20 protein-coding genes and 2 tRNA genes are annotated in these 20,270 nt (G+C 47.4%); 13 read left to right on the top strand and 9 right to left on the bottom strand.

The genetic code is table 11. The annotated features are described in order from the left end of the window. The 4 genes from ACFOET_RS05270 to ACFOET_RS05255 all read right to left on the bottom strand — a co-directional run bounded on the left by ACFOET_RS05270 (position 1) and on the right by ACFOET_RS05255 (position 3,969). Positions 1–1,062, bottom strand: coding sequence for an efflux RND transporter periplasmic adaptor subunit (locus ACFOET_RS05270; RefSeq protein ID WP_379020309.1), 1,062 nt, complete (start codon positions 1,060–1,062; stop codon positions 1–3). A gap of 18 nt (positions 1,063–1,080) precedes the next feature. Continuing rightward, complete coding sequence (locus ACFOET_RS05265; RefSeq protein ID WP_379020307.1) at positions 1,081–2,430, bottom strand: TolC family protein; 1,350 nt, start codon at positions 2,428–2,430, stop codon at positions 1,081–1,083. 7 nt (positions 2,431–2,437) lie between these two features. Next, complete coding sequence (locus tag ACFOET_RS05260) at positions 2,438–3,055, bottom strand: TetR/AcrR family transcriptional regulator (protein WP_379020305.1); 618 nt, start codon at positions 3,053–3,055, stop codon at positions 2,438–2,440. A 215-nt stretch (positions 3,056–3,270) separates the two neighbouring features. Then, entirely contained in the window at positions 3,271–3,969 is a 699-nt protein-coding gene (locus ACFOET_RS05255; RefSeq protein WP_379020303.1) for an NUDIX hydrolase, read from the bottom strand. 153 nt (positions 3,970–4,122) lie between these two features. Here ACFOET_RS05255 and pfkA point away from each other — a divergent pair, with 153 nt between their 5' ends. Genes pfkA through gap form a run of 3 tightly spaced genes read left to right on the top strand, consistent with a single transcriptional unit; the run spans position 4,123 to position 6,952 of the window. Further along, on the top strand, positions 4,123–5,106 hold the full coding sequence (gene pfkA, locus ACFOET_RS05250; protein ID WP_379020301.1) for a 6-phosphofructokinase: 984 nt from the start codon (positions 4,123–4,125) through the stop codon (positions 5,104–5,106). Further along, positions 5,103–5,951 carry a hypothetical protein gene (locus ACFOET_RS05245; protein ID WP_379020299.1) on the top strand — a complete coding sequence of 283 codons (849 nt, stop codon included), beginning with the start codon at positions 5,103–5,105 and terminating at the stop codon, positions 5,949–5,951. The genes pfkA and ACFOET_RS05245 overlap by 4 nt, the downstream gene beginning before the upstream one ends. A gap of 5 nt (positions 5,952–5,956) precedes the next feature. Further along, a complete protein-coding gene (gene gap / locus ACFOET_RS05240) occupies positions 5,957–6,952 on the top strand; it encodes a type I glyceraldehyde-3-phosphate dehydrogenase (protein WP_379020297.1) in 996 nt (331 codons plus the stop codon). A 115-nt stretch (positions 6,953–7,067) separates the two neighbouring features. Here gap and mnmA read toward each other — a convergent pair whose 3' ends face one another. Further along, positions 7,068–8,159 carry a tRNA 2-thiouridine(34) synthase MnmA gene (gene mnmA, locus ACFOET_RS05235; RefSeq protein WP_379020295.1) on the bottom strand — a complete coding sequence of 364 codons (1,092 nt, stop codon included), beginning with the start codon at positions 8,157–8,159 and terminating at the stop codon, positions 7,068–7,070. A gap of 186 nt (positions 8,160–8,345) precedes the next feature. Between mnmA and ACFOET_RS05230 the strand changes: the two genes are divergently transcribed. The 4 genes from ACFOET_RS05230 to mtaB all read left to right on the top strand — a co-directional run bounded on the left by ACFOET_RS05230 (position 8,346) and on the right by mtaB (position 10,479). Then, positions 8,346–8,418: transfer RNA gene (locus tag ACFOET_RS05230), tRNA-Phe, on the top strand. A 267-nt stretch (positions 8,419–8,685) separates the two neighbouring features. Next, on the top strand, positions 8,686–8,886 hold the full coding sequence (locus ACFOET_RS05225; RefSeq protein ID WP_379020293.1) for a hypothetical protein: 201 nt from the start codon (positions 8,686–8,688) through the stop codon (positions 8,884–8,886). Between the two features lie 123 nt (positions 8,887–9,009). After that, positions 9,010–9,084, top strand: a tRNA-Val gene (locus tag ACFOET_RS05220). A gap of 75 nt (positions 9,085–9,159) precedes the next feature. Further along, entirely contained in the window at positions 9,160–10,479 is a 1,320-nt protein-coding gene (gene mtaB / locus ACFOET_RS05215; protein ID WP_379020291.1) for a tRNA (N(6)-L-threonylcarbamoyladenosine(37)-C(2))-methylthiotransferase MtaB, read from the top strand. 33 nt (positions 10,480–10,512) lie between these two features. Here mtaB and ACFOET_RS05210 read toward each other — a convergent pair whose 3' ends face one another. From ACFOET_RS05210 to ACFOET_RS05200, 3 genes are read right to left on the bottom strand one after another with little or no spacing between them, the layout of a single operon-like run. Beyond that, positions 10,513–11,493 carry an MlaD family protein gene (locus ACFOET_RS05210; RefSeq protein ID WP_379020289.1) on the bottom strand — a complete coding sequence of 327 codons (981 nt, stop codon included), beginning with the start codon at positions 11,491–11,493 and terminating at the stop codon, positions 10,513–10,515. Positions 11,494–11,497: 4 nt separating this feature from the next. Beyond that, positions 11,498–12,271: an ABC transporter ATP-binding protein gene (locus tag ACFOET_RS05205; RefSeq protein ID WP_379020287.1), complete on the bottom strand. Its 774-nt coding sequence runs from the start codon at positions 12,269–12,271 to the stop codon at positions 11,498–11,500. Between the two features lie 3 nt (positions 12,272–12,274). Further along, positions 12,275–13,036, bottom strand: coding sequence for an MlaE family ABC transporter permease (locus ACFOET_RS05200; RefSeq protein ID WP_379020285.1), 762 nt, complete (start codon positions 13,034–13,036; stop codon positions 12,275–12,277). Between the two features lie 234 nt (positions 13,037–13,270). Here ACFOET_RS05200 and ACFOET_RS05195 point away from each other — a divergent pair, with 234 nt between their 5' ends. The 4 genes from ACFOET_RS05195 to ACFOET_RS05180 all read left to right on the top strand — a co-directional run bounded on the left by ACFOET_RS05195 (position 13,271) and on the right by ACFOET_RS05180 (position 17,448). Further along, positions 13,271–14,677 carry a DUF6600 domain-containing protein gene (locus tag ACFOET_RS05195; RefSeq protein ID WP_379020281.1) on the top strand — a complete coding sequence of 469 codons (1,407 nt, stop codon included), beginning with the start codon at positions 13,271–13,273 and terminating at the stop codon, positions 14,675–14,677. A 99-nt stretch (positions 14,678–14,776) separates the two neighbouring features. Continuing rightward, positions 14,777–15,535 (top strand): SGNH/GDSL hydrolase family protein, encoded by a 759-nt coding sequence (locus ACFOET_RS05190; protein ID WP_379020279.1) that lies wholly within the window; start codon positions 14,777–14,779, stop codon positions 15,533–15,535. Between the two features lie 49 nt (positions 15,536–15,584). Further along, entirely contained in the window at positions 15,585–16,760 is a 1,176-nt protein-coding gene (gene pncB, locus ACFOET_RS05185) for a nicotinate phosphoribosyltransferase (protein WP_379020277.1), read from the top strand. Then, a complete protein-coding gene (locus ACFOET_RS05180; RefSeq protein WP_379020275.1) occupies positions 16,750–17,448 on the top strand; it encodes a class I SAM-dependent methyltransferase in 699 nt (232 codons plus the stop codon). The genes pncB and ACFOET_RS05180 overlap by 11 nt, the downstream gene beginning before the upstream one ends. 51 nt (positions 17,449–17,499) lie before the next feature. Here the strand turns inward: ACFOET_RS05180 and serS are convergent, their stop codons facing one another. After that, positions 17,500–18,771 (bottom strand): serine--tRNA ligase, encoded by a 1,272-nt coding sequence (gene serS, locus ACFOET_RS05175; RefSeq protein ID WP_379020273.1) that lies wholly within the window; start codon positions 18,769–18,771, stop codon positions 17,500–17,502. A gap of 91 nt (positions 18,772–18,862) precedes the next feature. On the opposite strand from serS, the gene rsmI reads away from it, so the two are divergent. Together rsmI and ACFOET_RS05165 are read left to right on the top strand one after the other, a co-directional pair. After that, a complete protein-coding gene (gene rsmI, locus ACFOET_RS05170) occupies positions 18,863–19,537 on the top strand; it encodes a 16S rRNA (cytidine(1402)-2'-O)-methyltransferase (protein ID WP_379020271.1) in 675 nt (224 codons plus the stop codon). A gap of 98 nt (positions 19,538–19,635) precedes the next feature. Further along, positions 19,636–20,268, top strand: a complete 633-nt coding sequence (locus ACFOET_RS05165; protein ID WP_379020269.1) for a PH domain-containing protein — start codon at positions 19,636–19,638, stop codon at positions 20,266–20,268. Positions 20,269–20,270 lie beyond the last annotated feature (2 nt).

The raw sequence follows: 20,270 nt of genomic DNA, 5'->3' as shown, positions 1-20,270 counted from the left end.
TTAATCCTGAGGTTGCACCTTTGCACCTTCAGACAGGTTGATCTGACCGCTGGTGATGACGGTTTCACCTTCCTCAATTCCTTTCAGTATTTCCACCTGCTCGCCAAAAATTCTGCCTGCAACCACCTCACGGGGTATGGCCGTAGTATCCTTACTCAGCACATAGATGCGATTGCTGTTAACGCCACCTATGAATGCGCTGCGCGGAATCAATATGGCCGGCTCCTGCTGGGGAAACCTAAAATGAGCTGTGCCATACATACCGGCTTTCAACTCCGTATCCCTACTATTGTCAACCGTAATTTCCACGGGGTAATTTAACGAATTGTCGGCCTTCGCGGCAATGAAGCTCACCGTACCGTTAAATTCCTTATCTGGAAACACTGAGCTTGTAATGGTCACCTGATCTCCCACCTTGAGATTGACTACCTGACTTTCATTGGCTCTTACGTTCAGCTTCAGCCGAGATAAATCGACAATTTCAAACAATTCAGTTCCTGGCGACAGGTATGCGCCCACCTCGATATCGCGGCGATTGATGATCCCATTGATCGGCGCTTTTATGCTTGCATCCTGCACCCTGCGATTTGCTTGTGCAAGTCTTATTTCCGCATTCCTCAACTGCAGTTCAATATCATCCAGCTGCGCTTTGGTTACGCCACCCGTTTCGAAAGAACTTTTATATCGTTCGTAATCTGTCTTAAGCTTCTGCAAGGCGTCTTCGGCAACCTGCTTATCCAGACTCAAGATTTCTGGATCGACCAACGCCAGCACCTGTCCCCTGCTCACCCTTGAACCTTCGTTAACTAAAATGCGAGTCACTCTGCCGCTTACTTCGGAAAGCAAGGTGAGGTCTTGATTTGCCGCAAAATTCCCATTTGTTGAGAAGTCCAGTACGATCGGCTCCTTACGCACCTCAGCAGCCTTCACTACGATGGCGCCTCCGCTCTCTGCCACAACGGCCGTTTTCGCCTCGTTTTCTTTCTTGTTATTCGTTAAAACCCATCCGATAAGAGCGAGTACTCCTACAACAACAACGATGGTAATGATGATTCGTTTCATATGTTAAATTGATGATGATTATTCGTTTACCAGTGATTTGATTTGTCCGTTTGACTTGACCAGTTCGATTTGCGCAACTTTGTAATTCAGCAAAGCCTCATTATAGCTGTTCTGCGCGACTACCAAGTCCGTTTCGGCGGTGAGCAAATCGGTTAGACTGGCCAACCCGTTTTGATAGTTGTTTTGGGTACTGTTGAACACTTCTTCGGCGAATTCCTTATTTGTGCGTTGCGTTTCGATCGTGTTCAGGCTATTCTTAATCTGTATCTTGGCATTTTCGTAAGCCATAGTCAATGCGTTTGACGTGCTCCTCAGGTCTTCGTGAATTTTTTGCAATTCAACATCAGCCTGCCTAACCCTGGACCGTCTTGCGTGCCCGTCGAAAATCGGGATGCGGAGGTTTAGCGTCACCGCCGACATGTCAAATGACAGCGCCCGGGGCGTATAAAGATTGAACCTGTCACTCTGTGTATTATACATGTAGTTGCCGCTCAGCGATAAGGTAGGATAATATTCAGCCAGATACGCTTTGCGCTGCAAACCAAGGAGTTCTTCCTGTTTTTTCAACACTTGGAAATCGAGCAACCGCTCTACGCGGAAGTCTCCATCTTCCAAACTAGCCACAGCTTCGCGCTCCAAGCGTTCCGCTTCAGTGCCCGGAATGACAATTTCCTGTGCAATCGGCATGCCCATATAGTATTTGAGCAAGTTCTGCTGTTGCGTTATTGCATATACCAATTGTTCTCGTTGGGCAAGCAAATTGCTTTTATTTACCTTTATCCGATCAAGATCAATCTTTTTGGCCAAACCTAGCTCGTATTGGGAGCTTGTAGTCGTCTCTAATTGGGATACCCGTTCAATATTTGCATCGATCACCTGCAGTTGTTGCCGTGTGATGATCACCTGATAATAGTTAGTGGCCACCTGTTGGATCAGGTTTTCCTCGGCCAGTTGAGCGGCGATGCGAAAGTATTCTGCCGAACTTCTTGCCGCTTTTAAGCCAGTAAAAACCTGTTGATTAAATATTTGCTGATTCAATTGCACCTGTGACATGGCATTCCAAGTTTGACCTGCCGCTATGGCAATAAATTCCCCGGGAGTTCCTCCCATGAATTCGGCAGGCAAGACGAACTGCTGAACCAGCAAATTGTTAGTCAGCGTACTGACCGCTTCAATCTGAGGTAATGCAGAAGCCCTAGTTTCAGCTACAACGTGTTTGCCATTTTCGATTTCGAGACGAGCTTTACGCACTGCTTCGCTGTTATTCAAGGCGTAATTCAGCGCATCCTTCAAGGTCAACACCTCTTGGGCCGAGAGATTTGCCCATAGACCAATAAATACGGCTACTAAAATTAATCGTATATTCATCGTTGAATTATTCATTTAAATTGCTTCTATCGTTATTTCTGATGCCATTGATAAAGACGGTGGCAGCGCGTTTTTGCTTCTCGATAATACGGTACAATTCATCCTTGTTAATGATCGCGTGCGGCGTGGTGTGGTTACAAAACATAGTCAAGCCCCGCATCACGGAAACGTATAGTTCAGACGTAGCAGAAACATCAAATGTTACAAGTTCGTTACGTTTTATTCCATTCTCAAATATCCTCGCCGTCGTATCCAGTTCACGTTGAAACAGCTGTTTGAACAATTTCAGCCATCGCTCGTCATTCATATTCATTTCATGAAGGTCGAGAACAAGCATGTAATACTTTTCGAGATACTCTTTCTTGATGTCCAGCATCCGGATGAGTAAGCCCAATGTATCGGGGATTGTTTCAAACGCCTGTTTAACCACAATTTCGGTTTCTTCGATAATTCGATAAGCGATCGCTTCTATTAACGAGAACTTGTCTGGGAAGTAATAATACAGATTGGCTTTTGACAACTTCAAATCTTCGGCGATCTCGCTCATGGAGGTTTTGGCAATACCAAAATGAGAAAACCGCCGTAATGCTGCGTTTAAAATCTGATCCTGCTTATCGTCTGTCATCCGATTTGTACCATTTTACTGTTTGACTATTTTTAAAAATCGGTCAAAAGTAAAACATCAATATTATATACCAAAGTAAAATTTGGCTTTTCTAAGCATGCCCCCTTCTTATGACACGGCGTTTACAATCCGCTGTGCAAAGGAACAAGCGTATGGTGACAGCCCTATGGCAGTGGATATCGCAAGAATTATTGATCTGAATAGAATAATATCGGTTATCTGGAAAAAGTCAGTTCGTTTTGGAAGACCCTAGCATATTTTCGCTTGTCGAGTTTATATAAGCGCGCTGCGCGGTAGGACACGCCGCGCTGAAATTCCGGAAGTTCTTTTAAAATGTTATAATTTAACATCTTTTTCCGGAAGTTCCGCTTGTCTAACTTGCGGCCCCATATGGCCTCATAGAGCTGTTGCAATTGGGTAAGCGTAAATTTTTCAGGCAGCAGTTCAAAAGCGATGGGGCTATAACTTATTTTACGTCTTACCTTCAGAATGCTTTTTTCGATAATATGCTGATGGTCGAAAGCCAGCTCAGGAAGATCATTCAGCGGATGCCATACGGCCTGCTTTGCGTAGTCTGTCACCGGCTCAGGTTGGCTTTTAAGATCATCCAAACGAACCAAAGCATAATATGCTACCGTGATGATGCGCCCTTGGGGATGCCTTCTCAAATCGCCAAACGTATATAGCTGCTCCATGTAAATGCCCCGAAGGCCGGTATGCTCATACAAAATACGCTTCACGGCATCATCTATGGTTTCGTTATGCTCTACAAAAAATCCGGGGAGCGCCCACCACCCTTTGAACGGATATTCATTGCGTTCGATCAACAGGACTTTTAATTCCCCTTCATGGAACCCAAAAATAACGCAATCTGCAGTAAATGTGGACTGTAAATGTGGTAAATTTGCTTGCAAAGCTTTGATTATTTGTTTATTAATTGACCAATTTTTACTAAATTTGCTCACTTAAACCTTTCAAGTATAAAAAAATATTCTTGAAAATTTCGATAGTGTAACAAATACACACTATATTCGTGCTGCTAATTTACAAAGATAACTATTAGAAAAGTGCAACGCATAACAAAAGTCGGAATATTTACCTCAGGCGGCGATGCCCCCGGCATGAACGCATGCATACGAGCAGCGGTACGGACCGCTCTACATGCCGGCAAATCTGTGGTAGGCATATATCATGGCTATCAAGGGATGATCGACGCTAATTTTCAGGAGATGAATAGCCGCTCCGTGAGCAACATCATCCAGTTGGGCGGCACCATTCTCAAAACAGCTCGATGCCAAGCGTTTCGTACGCCAGAGGGAAGGAAACAGGCATATGACAATATCAAAGCAGCCGGCATTGATGGGCTCATCGCTATTGGTGGGGACGGTACTTTTACCGGTGCTGAAATCTTTTCCCGCGAGCACGACATCCCCGTGATATGCATCCCCGGCACGATAGATAACGACTTGTATGGATCTGATTTCACGCTGGGCTACGACACTGCGACCAATACTGTCATCGAAGCCATAGACAAAATACGGGACACGGCCGCTTCACATGACCGCCTATTTTTTGTAGAGGTAATGGGCCGCGACTCTGGCTGCATCGCCTTGAACGCAGGAATTGCTGGTGGCGCAGAGGCGATATTGCTGCCGGAAAAATCGACAGGCATTAAAGAGCTGTGCAACCAATTGGAGGATGCGGCTAACAGCAAAAAATCCTCTACAATCGTTATTGTAGCAGAGGGGGAAGAAAATGGAGGCGCTTACAATGTGGCTAAGGAGGTCAAAGCAAGGTTCGACTTTTACGACACCAAAGTCACCATACTCGGCCATCTTCAACGAGGGGGATCCCCCAGTAGCTTCGATCGTGTACTGGCCAGTAGGCTTGGTTTTGCTGCTGTCAGGTACCTGCTGGCCGGTGAAACAAGGGTAATGGTGGGGCTGCGGGGAAATGAGATTAAGACCACCTCCCTTGAGGAGGTGTTGAACAAAAAGGTGTTCAAATTGAGTGAGGACATGCTTGAAATGATGGAAGTTTTATCGATATGATTGCGGTTGTTTTCAGCGGTTCGAGATTTTCAGACTGGCGGCTGGCAGACCGGCGAAAAATCGTCACCGGTTTCCGTATGATGGGAATCAACCCGTACCTGCACGACGAACGCTTTATTCTGCAACTGCTAAACAAAAACAACAACCTAATTAACTATGCCGAACAAATCAAAAGGATATATTTTTTTGGTGCCGGCTCATCTTCCGCCGAACGAAAGGAGAAAATAGCCTTAGTTTTCCGGCAATTTTTCGTCAACGCGAAGGTCACGGTAGACCACGACGTCAAAGCCTCTGCTCTTTCCACGTTCGGAGATGGAAAGGGACTGATTGGTATATTGGGTAGCGGCTCTAATGCTGCTTACTTCAATGGAAAAAAGACTGTAGACAATAACTTCGGCTTGGGATACATCCTGGCCGATGAAGGTTCCGCCAATTGGATTGGCCGAATGCTGTTAAAGAGCTTTCTTACTGAAATCATGCCCGACGACCTACGCGAAAAATTTTCCGATAGGTATCCGATGGACCGGAAGATGATTTTGGATAAGGTATACAATCAGGCAAACCCGACACTATTCTTGACGTCGTTTGCAGATTTCGTGATGGAAAACCACAAACACCGTTTTGTCAAAAAAATAATCCTTCATGGCTTTAAACTTTATATCGAAACCTACATACTGCCGCTCACGAAACAATACCCTGGTATGACCGTTAATTTTACAGGAAGCGTGGCCGCGGGTTATGAGGAATGGCTGCGAGAGGTAGCAAGCCGATACGGTATAACAATCAGTACAGTGATCAAAGAGCCAATACATAATTTATTGAAGTACTATATAAATAAAAACTAATAAACATGAAAATTGGAATCAATGGATTCGGCCGCATTGGTCGTTTGGCATTTAGGGCAGCGGTAAACCGCCCGGGTATTGAGATTGTTGGGATAAACGATTTGGTAGACCCCGATTACATGGCTTACATGCTGAAATATGATTCGACCCATGGCAAATTTGACGGCACTGTGGATGTAAAAGACGGCAATCTGGTCGTCAATGGCAAAACCATCCGGGTTACGGCAGAAAAAGATCCGGCGAACTTAAAATGGGGCGACATCGGCGCTGAGGTGATTCTCGAATGTACCGGATTTTTTTTAACCAAGGAAGCTGGACAAAAACATATCGATGCCGGAGCGAAGAAGGTCGTGTTGTCTGCACCTGCAAAGGATGACACGCCAACTTTTGTGATGGGAGTAAACCACAAAGAACTGAAAGCAGATCAAACCATTGTGTCGAACGCCTCCTGCACAACCAATTGCCTGGCGCCATTGGCTAAAGTGCTGAATGACAAGTTTGGCATCGTTGAAGGGCTAATGAGCACAATCCATGCGGTTACTGCCACACAGAAAACCGTAGACGGCCCATCGGTTAAAGATTGGCGTGGAGGCCGGGGTGCTTATCAAAACATCATCCCCTCCTCAACCGGTGCCGCCAAAGCTGTCGGATTGGTATTGCCCGAATTAAAAGGAAAATTGACCGGTATGTCGTTCCGTGTACCGGTTGCAGACGTTTCTGTGGTAGACTTGACGGTCCGCCTTGAAAAGCCTGCCAGCTATGAGGAAATCAAACAAGCTTTCAAGGAAGCCTCCGAAGGTGAATTGAAAGGCATTCTCGGCTATACCGAAGATGACGTGGTATCCCAAGATTTTCTGGGCGATACGCGCACCTCGATTTTCGACGCGAAAGCGGGGATTTCACTTAATGACAACTTCGTGAAGGTCGTTTCCTGGTACGACAACGAGTGGGGGTATTCCAACAAACTGGTTGACCTGGTTGAATTGATAGGGAAAATTTAAAACCGCCCGATCGGCAGATCACCAAGCAAAAGGCTTCTCATATGAAGCCTTTTGCTTATTGTTTGTTGAACAACTCACTTTATTAACCACTTCCACGGTTGCTTAGTTAATCGCCTCACATCAAAAAACCGCCGCCAAGCAAATCGTCCCCTTCGTAAAATACAGCGGATTGCCCCGGAGCTATTCCCTTTACAACATGGTGGAAGTCAACTTTAATCTTTTCACCCACCTGGGCAATGGTGCTGGTCATACCAGCGTCCTTATAACGAATTTTCGTAACGGCCTCCATCGGCTGCTCAATAGATGCGTATTTCACAAGATTCACATTTTTCACGAAAGCCTCCTGCCGCTGCAGTTCATGCTCATCACCCAACACCACAGTATTGCTTTCCGGCAATAGTTGAGTAACGAAGACTGGTCGTCCCAATGCAATGCCGAGGCCCTTGCGCTGGCCTACCGTATAGTAAGGATAACCTTGATGCTGGCCAACCACAGTACCATCAGCAAGTACAAAGTTTCCAGGTCCTATCCGTTCATCAATGTTATGTACACGGTTTCGGAGGAATGCACGGTAGTCGTTATCTGGCACAAAACAAATCTCGTAGCTTTCCGACTTATTAGCCAGCTCTAACTGCCCCATTTCGGCCGCCATTTGTCGAATTTCGGCCTTCGTATAGCGGCCCAGCGGGAATTGGGTACGCGCGAGGTTTTCCTGCGATACACCCCACAGTACATATGACTGGTCTTTGTGGGTGTCTCGGCCTTTCGAAATCACATAACGGCTGTTGTCCTGCTGCCGGATGTTGGCATAATGCCCCGTTGCGATGAATTCACAGTCGAGCTTATCCGCCCGTTTAAGCAGCGCTTCCCATTTGATATGCGTATTACAAAGTACACACGGGTTAGGTGTACGGCCAGCTAGGTATTCATCAACAAAATTGTCAATAACGAAGTCACCAAATTCTCCCCGAATATCCAAAATATAGTGCGGAAATCCGTAGGATACGGCTAATGCGCGTGCGTCATTGATGCTGTCCAAGCTACAACAACCGGTTTCCTTCGACGACCCGCCTCCGGACGAAGCATAGTCCCATGTCTTCATCGTCAGTCCAATCACCTCATATCCCTGCTCATGCAGCATCACAGCGGCGACCGAGCTGTCCACGCCACCGCTCATAGCCACCAAAACTCTACCTCTCTTACTCATTGCTGTTAATAAAATGCAAAGATACGGCTATTTTTATTATGGCCATGTTCCTGCCATGTCATTTTATCCTCAACGCAATCAGCGTTTTGGTCTGCTAAAGGAAAAATTTTTTGAAAAAAGTTTTCGGAAATAAAAAAAGGCGCTACATTTGCAGTCCCAAAACAACGATATCGTTGACTGCGGAAGGGTACCATAGCTCAGTTGGTAGAGCAAAGGACTGAAAATCCTTGTGTCGCTGGTTCGATTCCAGCTGGTACCACTAAACCTGATTTATTGCATAAATAAGTCAGGTTTTTTTTCGCCTCACTTTTTCAATTCACATCAACATCAATATCAAAATGGCACCGCCAGAAAGATTAGAAAGGAATGTGAACCTTTGTGTCAAGCTTTCGTAGGTTGCACTCCACCAGCCCAACACGATTATAAAAAACCTTTTCCCCGCTTAAATGTTACCTAAGGTATAATAAAAACATAACAAAGCACAAGCAATATTAATAGCATATTTTTAACTAAACACCTTCGTAACATGAAAAAAGTAACATTATCAGCAATCGCCCTCGTAGTGGTGGGATTTTTAGCATCCTGTGACAATACAGGACAGAACAATCAAAGAAACGATGACACGACCACCTTTGGTAGCCCCGCGGCTCCCATCCCCCCCACTGATACCACCATGAATGACACGTTGATGGACGATACGTTAGGCAGAGACAGAAACAGGTTGTAGCCTACGAAAGCAATTTCATTAAATAACCGCCTTAGTAAGGCGGTTATTTTAGTTTAATGGATCAACACAAAAATACACATTCATTTGTAGCCTCCGCAAAAAACACTATTTTTGTCCCGTCAAGGGAAATTAGCTCAGTTGGTTCAGAGCACTACCTCGACAAGGTAGGGGTCACAGGTTCGAGCCCTGTATTTCCCACAATCCCCGGCTATTTCGGCCGGGTTTTCTTTTTTTAGGTTATTCGTGCTTTTTCCCGTATTTTTGCCATTGAAAATGAGCAGAAGAGTCGCTTTTTATACCTTAGGATGTAAACTGAATTTTTCAGAAACATCATCCATTGGCCGTGTGTTCCAGAACGCAGGATATGAAACGAAACCCTTCAACACCCAGGCGGACATCTATGTGATCAATACATGCTCAGTCACAGACAATGCCGATAAAAAGTGCCGAAAAGTAGTGCGGGAGGCCCTAAATCACTCACCAAACGCATATATAGTTGTCGTGGGGTGCTATGCACAGTTGAAACCTCAGGAAATTACCCAAATCCCGGGCGTAGATCTCGTCTTGGGCGCTGCTGAAAAGTTCAATATCGTTGACCATATCAATGACTTGACCAAACAACCCAAGGCAATTGTACATAATGCGCCGATTGGCGAAATTAATCAATTCGTCTCTGCATTTTCGATAGGTGACCGCACCCGCACGTTTCTCAAGGTACAAGATGGATGTGACTACTCCTGCACGTTCTGCACCATTCCGTTGGCAAGGGGCGCTAGCCGAAGCGGAGCGATTCACGATATTGTGCAACAAGCAGAAAGCATTGCGGCCTCTGGTGTAAAGGAGATTGTGCTTACAGGGGTGAATATCGGTGACTTTGGAATACGCGAAGGGGAGCGTAAAGAACGTTTCTTCGATCTCGTGAAAGCCCTAGATGGTGTAAACAGGATAGATCGTTTTCGGATATCGTCTATTGAACCCAATCTACTTAGCGACGAAATCATCGAATTTGTAGCCCGGTCTTGCCGTTTTGTTCCTCACTTCCATATACCATTACAGTCCGGCTCCAATAGGATACTAGGAATGATGCGGCGACGCTACAAAAGGGAATTATATGCAAGCCGGGTGGCAAAAATCAAGGCACTGATGCCTGACTGCTGCATCGGTGTTGATGTTATTGTCGGCTTTCCCGGAGAAACGCTGGAAGATTTCTTAGACACCTATCATTTCCTTAATAACCTCGACGTTACTTACCTGCACGTATTCACCTATTCGGAGCGCGAAAACACGATCGCTGCGCAAATGGAGGGCGCCGTACCCGGAACCCAACGAAATGAACGTAGCAATATGCTGCATATACTTTCAGAGAAAAAGCGCAGGGCGTTTTACGAAAACCAATTGGGTAAAAAGGGCGAAGTGCTTTTTGAAGGGGACATTAAAGACGGATACATGCAAGGTTTCAGCCGAAATTACATAAAGGTGCGCACGCCATACGACCCGCTATTGGTAAATGAAGTGGTGCCTATGAGATTCACTGCGATAACCGATAACGGTGAAATGGAGGCTATTGAACTGCCTGAATTATTACACCATTAGAAAAGTCAACGCTCGTACTCCCCGTTACCAACGTTATTTTGTCTCTTTTTCTGCCTGCCGTGCTTGCCGCCGGAAAAATCCCCGAAATAAAAAGTTGTGCTGCAATGCCTCCATATTTTGATCGAGCTTCTCGGTGCTCTGCTCCAAATTTTGCAATGTTTGCCGAATGTTTTCAGCAGCTGCCGGATCGTTGAGCAATACACCTACCGCATTATTTTCGCCATCCAGCTTAGTCGCGGCTTCGTTCAAATTCACCATTAACGCAGACGCCGTCTGGGTGATACCCTGTAGTTGGGCAACAGCGCCCTGAAGATTTGCATATATAACGGTATCGGTCAGCAAATCGTTAATGAGTGTGCCTTCTTGATTGAGCTTTGCCGTCAATTGATTGAGGGCCGACGATGCCTGTGCCGTGTTGGCTGTGGTCTGGTTCAGGTGTTGAATCATGCGCTTGATATCCAAGGCCATGGCAGAATCACTGATTAATGCCCCCAACGTACCCTCTCCCCGCGCAAGGCGGGCACTCACCTTGCCAAAGTTCTCTGTGATTTCCACCAAATTTCTGTTATTGGTCTGCAAGGTTGCCATCATCGCGTCCAGCCCTTCGTCAGCAGACGCTTGCAACACATCGCCGCTCTCAACAGGAGGCACGTCACCGCTTCCTCCTTCAATTACGATGAGCTTATTTCCGATAAAACTTTCCGACCCGATTTTGGCTACAGCGTCTTTTCTGATATATTCCCGCGATTTTTCTTCAATAGCCATCACGATTTCAACCTGTTGAAGATTCTTGAATGTAATGCTTTTGATCGTCCCGATTTTTACACCGGAAAACCAAACATTGTTGCCGGGCTTAAGCCCGCTCACGTCATTAAAAACGGCAGACACGTGAATATTTTTCGAAAAGCGGTTCTGCTGTCCACCAAGCACCAAAATGCCAGCAACCAGTATAGCTATGCCCACCAGCACAAACAATCCCACGATTACCGAACGTTTACTTTCTGTAGCACTCATAAGTCTATCTTATAAAATTGTAATCATAAAACGGCTTTACCCGTTCGTCATCCGTGTCAAAAATTTCATCGAAGTTGCCCTGCCTTTCAAATTTACCATCCAGTAACATCACAATGCGGTCGCCCACACTCTTTGCGCATGCTAGGTCGTGCGTGATAATTATTGAAGAGGTCTTGTATTTCTCCTGAACTTCATTAATAAGCCCGTTGATTTCAATACAAGTTATGGGATCAAGCCCCGCTGTCGGCTCATCATAAAGCATGATTTCGGGTCGTAGAATCAGCGTACGCGCAATACCGATGCGTTTACGCTGGCCGCCTGATAATTCCGATGGCATCTGGTTGATCGTCTGCAGCAGCCCTACGGCGTCTAACACATCCTCAACTTCATAATTGATTTCGGCACGCGTTAGATGCCGCTTATTGCGTACTAAAGGGAACTCCAAATTTTCCCGCACAGTCATGCTATCGTACAGGGCGCTACTTTGAAAAGAAAATCCGATTTTGAGCCGAAGCCGTTGCAACTGCTTCTCATTCAATTCGCCAACATGTTCTCCCAAGACCTTGATAGTGCCGCTATCTGGTCGCAAAAGGCCAGATATCAGCTTGATCAAAACCGATTTTCCGGTACCTGACCTTCCCAGTACCACTAGGTTTTCTCCATTATATAGTTCGAGGTCGACGCCGCGTAGCACATGGTTCTCGCCGAACGACTTACTGACGTGCTGCACGGTAATCACCCGCTTATTGTAATCGATATTTCCGCTTGTCTTGCCCATTGTTTAAGCGCGCATCGCCTGAATAATCTGTACGATTAATATTTCTTCAATAAATATGAGGAACATGGACATTACCACCGCCCAATTGGCCGCCCTTCCCACGCCTTCCGTTCCCTTTGATGAATGATACCCCTGATAACAGCCCACGATGCCGATCGTAAATCCAAATACCACTGCTTTAAGCAACAATGAAAATATATCTAGGTAAGTGACTGCTTCAAAGACCTGATCAAAATATACACGGAAGCTGGTGTTTTCCACCTGATTGACGCTTAAATAGGCCCCGAACAAACCTACTGCTGCGGTATAAAACGACAAAATAGGAATACTGATCGTAGTTGCCAAGACACGACTAACTACCAAAAACTTAAACGGATTGGTGCCTGACACCTCCATTGCATCAATCTGCTCGGTTACTTTCATCGACCCCAGTTCCGCACCTATCTGCGACCCAACTTTGCCGGAAGCGATGAGCGCCGTCACCAACGGTGCCAATGCCCTGATGATTGCGATGGATATCAATGCAGGCAACCATGAGGTGGCACCGAATTCGGCCAAAGAGGGGCGAGATTGGTTGGTGAATACAATGCCTGTAATAAAGCCTGTAAGCGTAATCAATGGTAGTGATTTCCATCCTACGACATAACACTGACGGATAATCTCTTTAAACTCGTAGGGAGGCCGGAAGACTTCCCGGTAGAAACGCATCACAAACCGATGAATACTCGCCAATTCAATTAGGATGCGTTTAATCTTTTTAACCATCTGGCACCATTAGTAGTGAGGACACAAAAATAGAAGTTTAATTTTAATATGCGGCGAAATCCGTCCATATTTACCGATTTCCTTAGCTAAACATCTGTTGTGCGAAAATGTTCTTAAAATCAAAGCCGTAACAATTGCATGGATATGTAAGTCCTGTAATTAAACTATCAGCCGGTTTTCGCAGTCATACCATCAGTAAACAAAACAGAGTGTCGCACATTTAAATCACGTGTCATGAAAACGTTAAGGAAAGCCGGACTATCAATACTCTCTGCATTAGCCTTTATGGTCATTGCAGCATCCAACACCGTGAAGGCTCAGCCCGGCATGAGCGTTTCATTCCAGTTGTTTTACGACGAACTGGCACCATACGGCAATTGGGTAAACGACCCCGAATATGGATATATTTGGCTGCCTGATGCCGAGCCGGGTTTCCAACCCTACGCCACTAACGGACACTGGGTGATGACAACCTATGGCAACACTTGGGTCTCGAACTATGCTTGGGGATGGGCTCCATTCCACTACGGTCGCTGGCTGTACACAGATTATTACGGATGGGCATGGGTTCCCGGTTATGAGTGGGGACCAGCTTGGGTAAGCTGGCGGAGCGGCGGCGGCTACTATGGGTGGGCTCCGCTGGGTCCACGTATGAGCATTAATGTCCATATCGGTGTCCCTCATCATCACTGGATATTCGTACCGCAACGTTATATCTCCAGTCGAAGAATTTACAGTTATTACGTACCTTATCGAAATCGTGTATCGATCTATAACCGTACGACGATTATCAATAACACATACGTATATAACAACCGTACCTATGTGACTGGTCCAAGGCGTAGCGAAATTGAACGAGTGACGCGTAGCCGGATTTCCGTACGCGAAATCAGCAATGCCACTCGCCCAGGAAGACCCGCAGTAAATAGCCGTACGGTAAGCATTTACCGTCCGGAGGTAGACCGAAACTCCCGTACTTCGGCACGGCCATCGAGGGTAGCGGATGCTGGCACGGTAAGGTCGGCCAGCACCCGCAGCAACAGCAATTCTTCCCGGGTATCGGCTGCTACTACGGGACGCAGTTCGACGACAACAGGGAATAGCACAGCGACAACACGTAATAACAACACCGCACAGCGGAATGCAAACGCGACCACTTCGCGCAGCTCATCCACAACGGAAAGAAGGAATGCCACGAGGGGTTCTGCCACAGCGACTGGCCGGAGCACTGAAGCCGTAGGCCAATCAAGGTCTTCCAGCTCCTCAACAAACAGCCGAGCGAGAAGCTCCGAAAAACGCGGTTCGGAAATTACGGAACGCAATAAAACCGCCCGCCCGACGAACAGCGGACGGCAGCGCGAAACAACGGCCAGGCCAGCAACACTTCAGTCGACCAGCACACGCCACCAGACGCCCTCGCGTACACAGCCTGTTGCGGCATCCCATTCCACCTCTTCGCGCAACGTGCAACGGGCTTCTGCACCCAGGCAAAGCAGTGCACCTTCACGAAGCAGTTCTGTAAGTAGTCGTTCGCAGTCTCGTCCGGCCGTGTCAGCGAATAGAGGTTCAGAAAAGAGCAACAACGCTACCCGTAACGGATCAACTGAAAGCCGGAGCTCATCCGGACGAAGCAGGGGTTAGATTGATTATTTTTTCAAAAATAAAAAGGAAAAAGGAGGATAAGCCTCCTTTTTTCCGTTCAAACACCTACCTTTGAAGTCAATAAGCCATTTTTAACCCATGGACAAAAGTAGAAGGACATTCATTGGAAGTTCATTGATGGGAGCCGCTGCGGCCATCAACCTCCCACAAATTGTGACGGCCGCCATAAGGCCTGCCGCTGGCGCGCCGAAAATCCGGCTCGAACAGGGCGACGTAATTCTTTTTCAAGGGGATTCTATTACAGACGCTGGGCGCAACAAAGAAGACGCTACCCCGAACAATGCCCACTCGCTGGGCAGCGGGTATGCATTTCTTGCAACGGCAAGTCTGCTGCTTACCCATCCTCAGAAACAACTTAAAATCTATAATAAGGGGATAAGCGGTAATAAAGTGCATCAACTGGATGAACGCTGGCAGGCCGATTGCATCGCCCTCAAGCCGAACGTCCTGAGCATCCTTATCGGAGTCAACGATTATTGGCATACACGCACTGGCGGTTATAAAGGCACACCACTGGTTTACCGCGATGATTACCGGAAACTGCTCGACCGCACGATGGCATCACTTCCCAACGTGAAACTGATCATCGGGGAACCGTTTGCCGTCAACAACGTTAAAGCCGTCACAGAGGCTTGGTTTCCTGCGTTCGACCAATATCGCCATGCTGCGCACGAAATCGCCAAGGAGTATAAAGCAGTATTCATCCCCTATCAACGGCTGTTCGACGAAGCGGGCAAACGCATAGAACCGGCGTACTGGACCTATGATGGAGTCCACACCACATTGGCGGGCGCACAGCTTATGGCCGAAGCTTGGTTGACAGCGATCAGTCAGTAACCTGTGGACCACTTGTCCGGCTACCCGATACCGTTGTACACCGCGCACAATGATACATTCTATTCTAGACAACGACTTTTACAAGTTTACCATGCAACATGCTGTGGTGAAACTATTTCCCAAGGCGAAAGCGAAGTATCAGTTTATCAATCGAGGCAATCATAAATTTCCGGATGGCTTCGCCCATAGGCTGCAGGTAGTCATTGATGAGCTAGCAAGCCTGCAGCTCACCAGACAGGAAAAACTTTTCTTTGCAACTAGTTGCCCATACATCGACCCCACCTACTTTGATTTTCTTCAAGGTTACCGGTATGACCCAGATGAGGTACAGGTCAAACAGCGCGGCGACGACGTCCATATTGTCGTTGAAGGGTACTGGTACCGTACCATCCTTTGGGAAGTCCCCCTCATGTCGCTCATCTGCGAGCTCTACTATCAGCTGGCCGGTCAGCAACGGCAACCGGATGACCAAGTCACGGAGACGGCTCGTGAAAAAATCGAAAAATACCGCGAATTGGGTGTCACTATCGCTGAATTCGGTACCCGCAGACGCCATTCTTACGGAGTGCACCAACAGGTGGTGCAGGCCTTGACACAATTTGGCGAGGGCGCATTTATCGGGACAAGCAACGTTCACTTGGCTATGCGCTACCGAACCAAACCCATAGGTACCCATGCACATGAGTGGTTTATGTTCCATGCCGCTAAATACGGGTTCAAGATGGCGACCCTTCTTGGGCTGGAACATTGGTCAGACGTATACCGGGGCGATCTGGGTATTGCCCTTTCCGACACATACACCACCGATGTGTTTTTTTCGCAGTTTGATAAAAAGCTCACGAAATTGTTCGATGGTGTCCGCCACGATAGCGGGGATCCGTTAACGTTTGCGGACAAAGCTATTCGGCATTACGAGCAAAAGGGCATCGATCCAATGTCAAAAACCATCATCTTTTCCGATGGCTTGAACTATGAAAAAGTGGCTCGCATCGCAGAATATTGCCGCGGCCGCATCGGCATGTCATTTGGTATTGGCACTAACCTTACAAATGATGTAGGGTTAGTGCCGATGAATCTTGTCATCAAAATGACCGAAGCTTTTCCTGAAGAAGCTCAATGGACTCCGGTGATTAAACTTTCTGACGAATCGGGCAAACATACCGGCGATGCCGGCACCATCGCGCTCGCTAAACAAATCCTACACATTACGTCGTATGGCACCTGATCCACTGGGCACAGCCCTTATTGACTATTACCGCGGTAGGACCAGTGAGAAGCTACTGCTCAGGACCAGCTATACTGATATTGAGGAAATGCCAGTCGATGTGTTTTTCCGCGAGCCGGAGGACTTTCCAGCGCTCGAATATATCGCCTTAGCATTGTGCGATGGCCGTGTGCTTGACGTGGGTGCCGGGGCAGGAAGTCATGCATTGTACCTCCAGAGACAGGGAATTGAGGTAGTTGCATTGGAACATTCACCGCAAGCCTGTACCGTAATGCGCGAACGCGGCGTGCGGCAAGTCGTACTAGAAGACTTTTTCAACTACAGCGCAGCTACTTATGACACGCTTCTGTTCATGATGAATGGAATTGGTGTAGCAGGGACCGTGGATCGGCTGAAGAAACTGCTCCAGCATAGCCGATCGTTGCTGAAGGAAGGCGGACAGCTGCTATTCGATTCATCAGACGTCGCCTATCTCTATGCGGATGGCTTCATTGAAAAGCCCGAAGGATATTACGGTGAGATACAGTATCAATATGAGTACAAGGGCGTGCGGGGAGAACCTTTCAACTGGCTGTTTATCGATCAAGCGACATTAATCCAGCACGGCCAGCGCGAAGGCTGGGTGGTGCAAATCTTGTATGAAGACCAAAATGATCAATATTTGGCACGGATGACGCCTGTGATGTGACGATACCAGGATGTTACTACGGCGGCTTTATTTACTGGATAATGAATTCGACTAATCAATCCACGCGAATCCTGTATACGGTACCAATACGTCCGGAATTTTTATCCCTTGCTCTGTCTGGTTATGTTCCAAGATAGAAGCCAATATTCGCGGCAAAGCCAGCGCGCTTCCATTGAGCGTATGCGCTAACTGCGTCTTACCGTTTTCTCCTTTGAAACGAACTTTTAGGCGATGGCTTTGGAACGTCTCGAAATTGGAAACGGACGATACCTCCAGCCACCGCTGTTGCGCGGCACTCCAGACCTCCATGTCGTACGTAAGCGCTGAGGTGAATCCAATGTCCCCGCCGCAGAGACGTAACACGCGATAGGGAAGGTCTATTGCCCGAAGCAACGATTGCACATATAGGCTCATTTCTTCCAACACTTCATACGACTTTTGGGGATGTACAACCTGCACCACTTCCACCTTGTCGAACTGGTGTAACCGGTTCAGGCCACGTACGTGTGCACCATATGATCCTGCTTCGCGACGGAAACAGGGCGTATAAGCTGTAAGCTTGATGGGAAAGTCGGATTCCTTTACAATCGTATCGCGGTACATGTTGGTCAACGGCACCTCTGCGGTGGGAATAAGATAAAGGTCATCGACACCTACGTGATACATCTGCCCCTCCTTATCGGGAAGCTGCCCGGTACCAAAACCAGATGCCTCATTAATTAATATCGGCGGTTGCACTTCGCGATATCCTGCTTTTCCGGCTTGGTCAAGAAAGAAGTTGATCATTGCACGCTGTAACCGGGCACCCTTTCCTTTATATATCGGAAAACCCGAGCCCGTCACCTTGGTACCCAATTCAAAGTCGATGATGTCATACTTTGCGGCCAGTTCCCAGTGCGGCAAGGCGTGCTCCGGCAATTCCGGCCGCCGGCCATGCTCCAATACGACCTCATTATCTTCCGCACCGACGCCTCTTGGGACAGACGGGTGAGGTAGATTGGGTAAAAGCACCAGTTTTTCGTGCAGTCCGGCTTCAACGGAATCAAGTTCTTCCACAAATTTCTTCTGTTGCTCCTTATATCCGCTCGATTGCGCCTTAATAGCTTCTGCACTATCCCGCTTGCCCTGTCGCATCAGCTCGCCGATCTGGCGTGCGGCGGCGTTGGCTTCCGCAGCTAATGCGTCAGATTCCGTCTGAAGCTGCCGGCGGCGCTCATCTAAAGCAATCACCTCATCTATCAGTTCCAACGCCTTAAAATTCCGGACACCCAGCCGTTCGATCACACTGTCCCGGTTTTCGCGGATATAGTTAACTTGCAACATATTTTCGTTTATTTGTGCCGGCAAAGATAACGATGAAATACGAAAATCGAAGTTAGAAGCACGAGATAATCCTAATACGCAATCTTACAAAATGCTATATTTAGTCCCCACTCCCATAGGAAATCTCGAGGACATGACCCTTCGGGCTATCCGCGTCCTCAAGGAAGCCGATGTTATCCTCGCAGAAGACACCCGCACCAGCGCACCGCTGCTGAAGCATTTCGGCATCGAAAAAAAAGCCTATGCGCATCATCAGCACAACGAACATAAGGCCATCCATGAAATCATCCGCTTTCTCAAAGGCGGCCAGCATGTCGCACTGATTTCGGATGCGGGCACGCCTGCCATATCCGACCCTGGCTTTCTGTTGGTCCGCGAAGCCATCACCAACGGAATCGATGTGCAATGCTTACCCGGTCCTACGGCTTTCGTACCTGCACTTGTCGCTTCGGGATTACCGTGTGACCGGTTCTGCTTCGAAGGGTTTCTCCCTGTGAAAAAAGGTCGACAGACGCGGTTGAACAGCTTGGCCAGTGAAAGCCGTACCATGGTGTTTTACGAGTCGCCCCACCGGCTACTCAAAACCCTTCAGGCATTCATCGACACCTTCGGAGGCGATCGTCCGGCATCCGTGTCACGGGAAATCACCAAAATATACGAAGAAACCGTCCGCGGCCGACTCACCGAACTGAAAGCTCATTTCGAAACGCATCCCGTAAAAGGTGAATTTGTGGTTTGCGTACAGGGCTCCACCGGTTTTTCTTGATCCATCCTTCAGCGCAACCAAGCTAAGGTACACAAATATCACATGGCATGTGCGTTTTTAGGGCAAAACTTGCTATCTTAGCATGGAAAACAAATTCCATGAATATTGACAAGTACCTCAATGACGGACAAGACCCCAAAACGGTGGAAAAACTGTTGCTTAAACTGCAGGACATGCTCACGGCTGGAGAGGTGGTCACCTACATCGCTGTACAAAAGAAACCGGCTGTAACGTTACTTCCTGATAGTATTGCATTGACCAGTAAGCGGATTTTTATCTGCGAATTTACTAAACTGGGCTTAACCACCGACTTTGAAATCCGTTCTTGGAACGACATCAAGGAGGTTGGCTTCAAAGAGGAAATTTTTGGCGCAAAAGTGACCATCAGCCCGCAAACAGGCGAAAGCCTAAGCATCAACTACATCCCCAAAACGCAGGCTCGAAAAGTCTTCCAGCTTGCTAACGAGGTACTCGAAACGCAGAAAGGACAATCGCCGCTTACGAAGTCTCCTGACGTCCCTCTTGTACAGGAAGTTGACGAAGACGAGCGTTTCCCTTTGCAACCGGAAGAGGAACCCGTGCTAAAGCTTCGCGATGCCCTCCCTCCTGAAACGGAGCAGGATGATGAGCTTACGCTTAAGCTCAAAAAACTGAAATCGCTATTCGAACGGCAGCTGATCACCCAAGAGGAATACGAAAACAAAAAAGACGAACTGCTATCACAATTATAATC

The sequence above is a fragment of the Parapedobacter deserti genome, from assembly GCF_042646065.1.
GTDB classification, from domain to species: domain Bacteria; phylum Bacteroidota; class Bacteroidia; order Sphingobacteriales; family Sphingobacteriaceae; genus Parapedobacter; species Parapedobacter deserti.
Note: the sequence above shows the minus strand (reverse complement) of the source record. Positions and strands in the feature narration are given on the sequence as shown.

What these genes read in the sequence shown, in the direction of transcription:
- ACFOET_RS05260 (WP_379020305.1), bottom strand. Translation starts at nt 3,055, where the DNA reads ATGACAGACGATAAGCAGGATCAGATTTTAAACGCAGCATTACGGCGG.
- ACFOET_RS05180 (WP_379020275.1), top strand. Translation starts at nt 16,750, where the DNA reads ATGGCACCTGATCCACTGGGCACAGCCCTTATTGACTATTACCGCGGT.
- mnmA (WP_379020295.1), bottom strand. Translation starts at nt 8,159, where the DNA reads ATGAGTAAGAGAGGTAGAGTTTTGGTGGCTATGAGCGGTGGCGTGGAC.
- serS (WP_379020273.1), bottom strand. Translation starts at nt 18,771, where the DNA reads ATGTTGCAAGTTAACTATATCCGCGAAAACCGGGACAGTGTGATCGAA.
- ACFOET_RS05265 (WP_379020307.1), bottom strand. Translation starts at nt 2,430, where the DNA reads ATGAATATACGATTAATTTTAGTAGCCGTATTTATTGGTCTATGGGCA.
- mtaB (WP_379020291.1), top strand. Translation starts at nt 9,160, where the DNA reads ATGAGCAGAAGAGTCGCTTTTTATACCTTAGGATGTAAACTGAATTTT.
- ACFOET_RS05270 (WP_379020309.1), bottom strand. Translation starts at nt 1,062, where the DNA reads ATGAAACGAATCATCATTACCATCGTTGTTGTTGTAGGAGTACTCGCT.
- ACFOET_RS05200 (WP_379020285.1), bottom strand. Translation starts at nt 13,036, where the DNA reads ATGGTTAAAAAGATTAAACGCATCCTAATTGAATTGGCGAGTATTCAT.
- ACFOET_RS05190 (WP_379020279.1), top strand. Translation starts at nt 14,777, where the DNA reads ATGGACAAAAGTAGAAGGACATTCATTGGAAGTTCATTGATGGGAGCC.
- ACFOET_RS05245 (WP_379020299.1), top strand. Translation starts at nt 5,103, where the DNA reads ATGATTGCGGTTGTTTTCAGCGGTTCGAGATTTTCAGACTGGCGGCTG.
- pncB (WP_379020277.1), top strand. Translation starts at nt 15,585, where the DNA reads ATGATACATTCTATTCTAGACAACGACTTTTACAAGTTTACCATGCAA.
- ACFOET_RS05225 (WP_379020293.1), top strand. Translation starts at nt 8,686, where the DNA reads ATGAAAAAAGTAACATTATCAGCAATCGCCCTCGTAGTGGTGGGATTT.
- rsmI (WP_379020271.1), top strand. Translation starts at nt 18,863, where the DNA reads ATGCTATATTTAGTCCCCACTCCCATAGGAAATCTCGAGGACATGACC.
- ACFOET_RS05210 (WP_379020289.1), bottom strand. Translation starts at nt 11,493, where the DNA reads ATGAGTGCTACAGAAAGTAAACGTTCGGTAATCGTGGGATTGTTTGTG.
- gap (WP_379020297.1), top strand. Translation starts at nt 5,957, where the DNA reads ATGAAAATTGGAATCAATGGATTCGGCCGCATTGGTCGTTTGGCATTT.
- ACFOET_RS05205 (WP_379020287.1), bottom strand. Translation starts at nt 12,271, where the DNA reads ATGGGCAAGACAAGCGGAAATATCGATTACAATAAGCGGGTGATTACC.
- ACFOET_RS05165 (WP_379020269.1), top strand. Translation starts at nt 19,636, where the DNA reads ATGAATATTGACAAGTACCTCAATGACGGACAAGACCCCAAAACGGTG.
- ACFOET_RS05195 (WP_379020281.1), top strand. Translation starts at nt 13,271, where the DNA reads ATGAAAACGTTAAGGAAAGCCGGACTATCAATACTCTCTGCATTAGCC.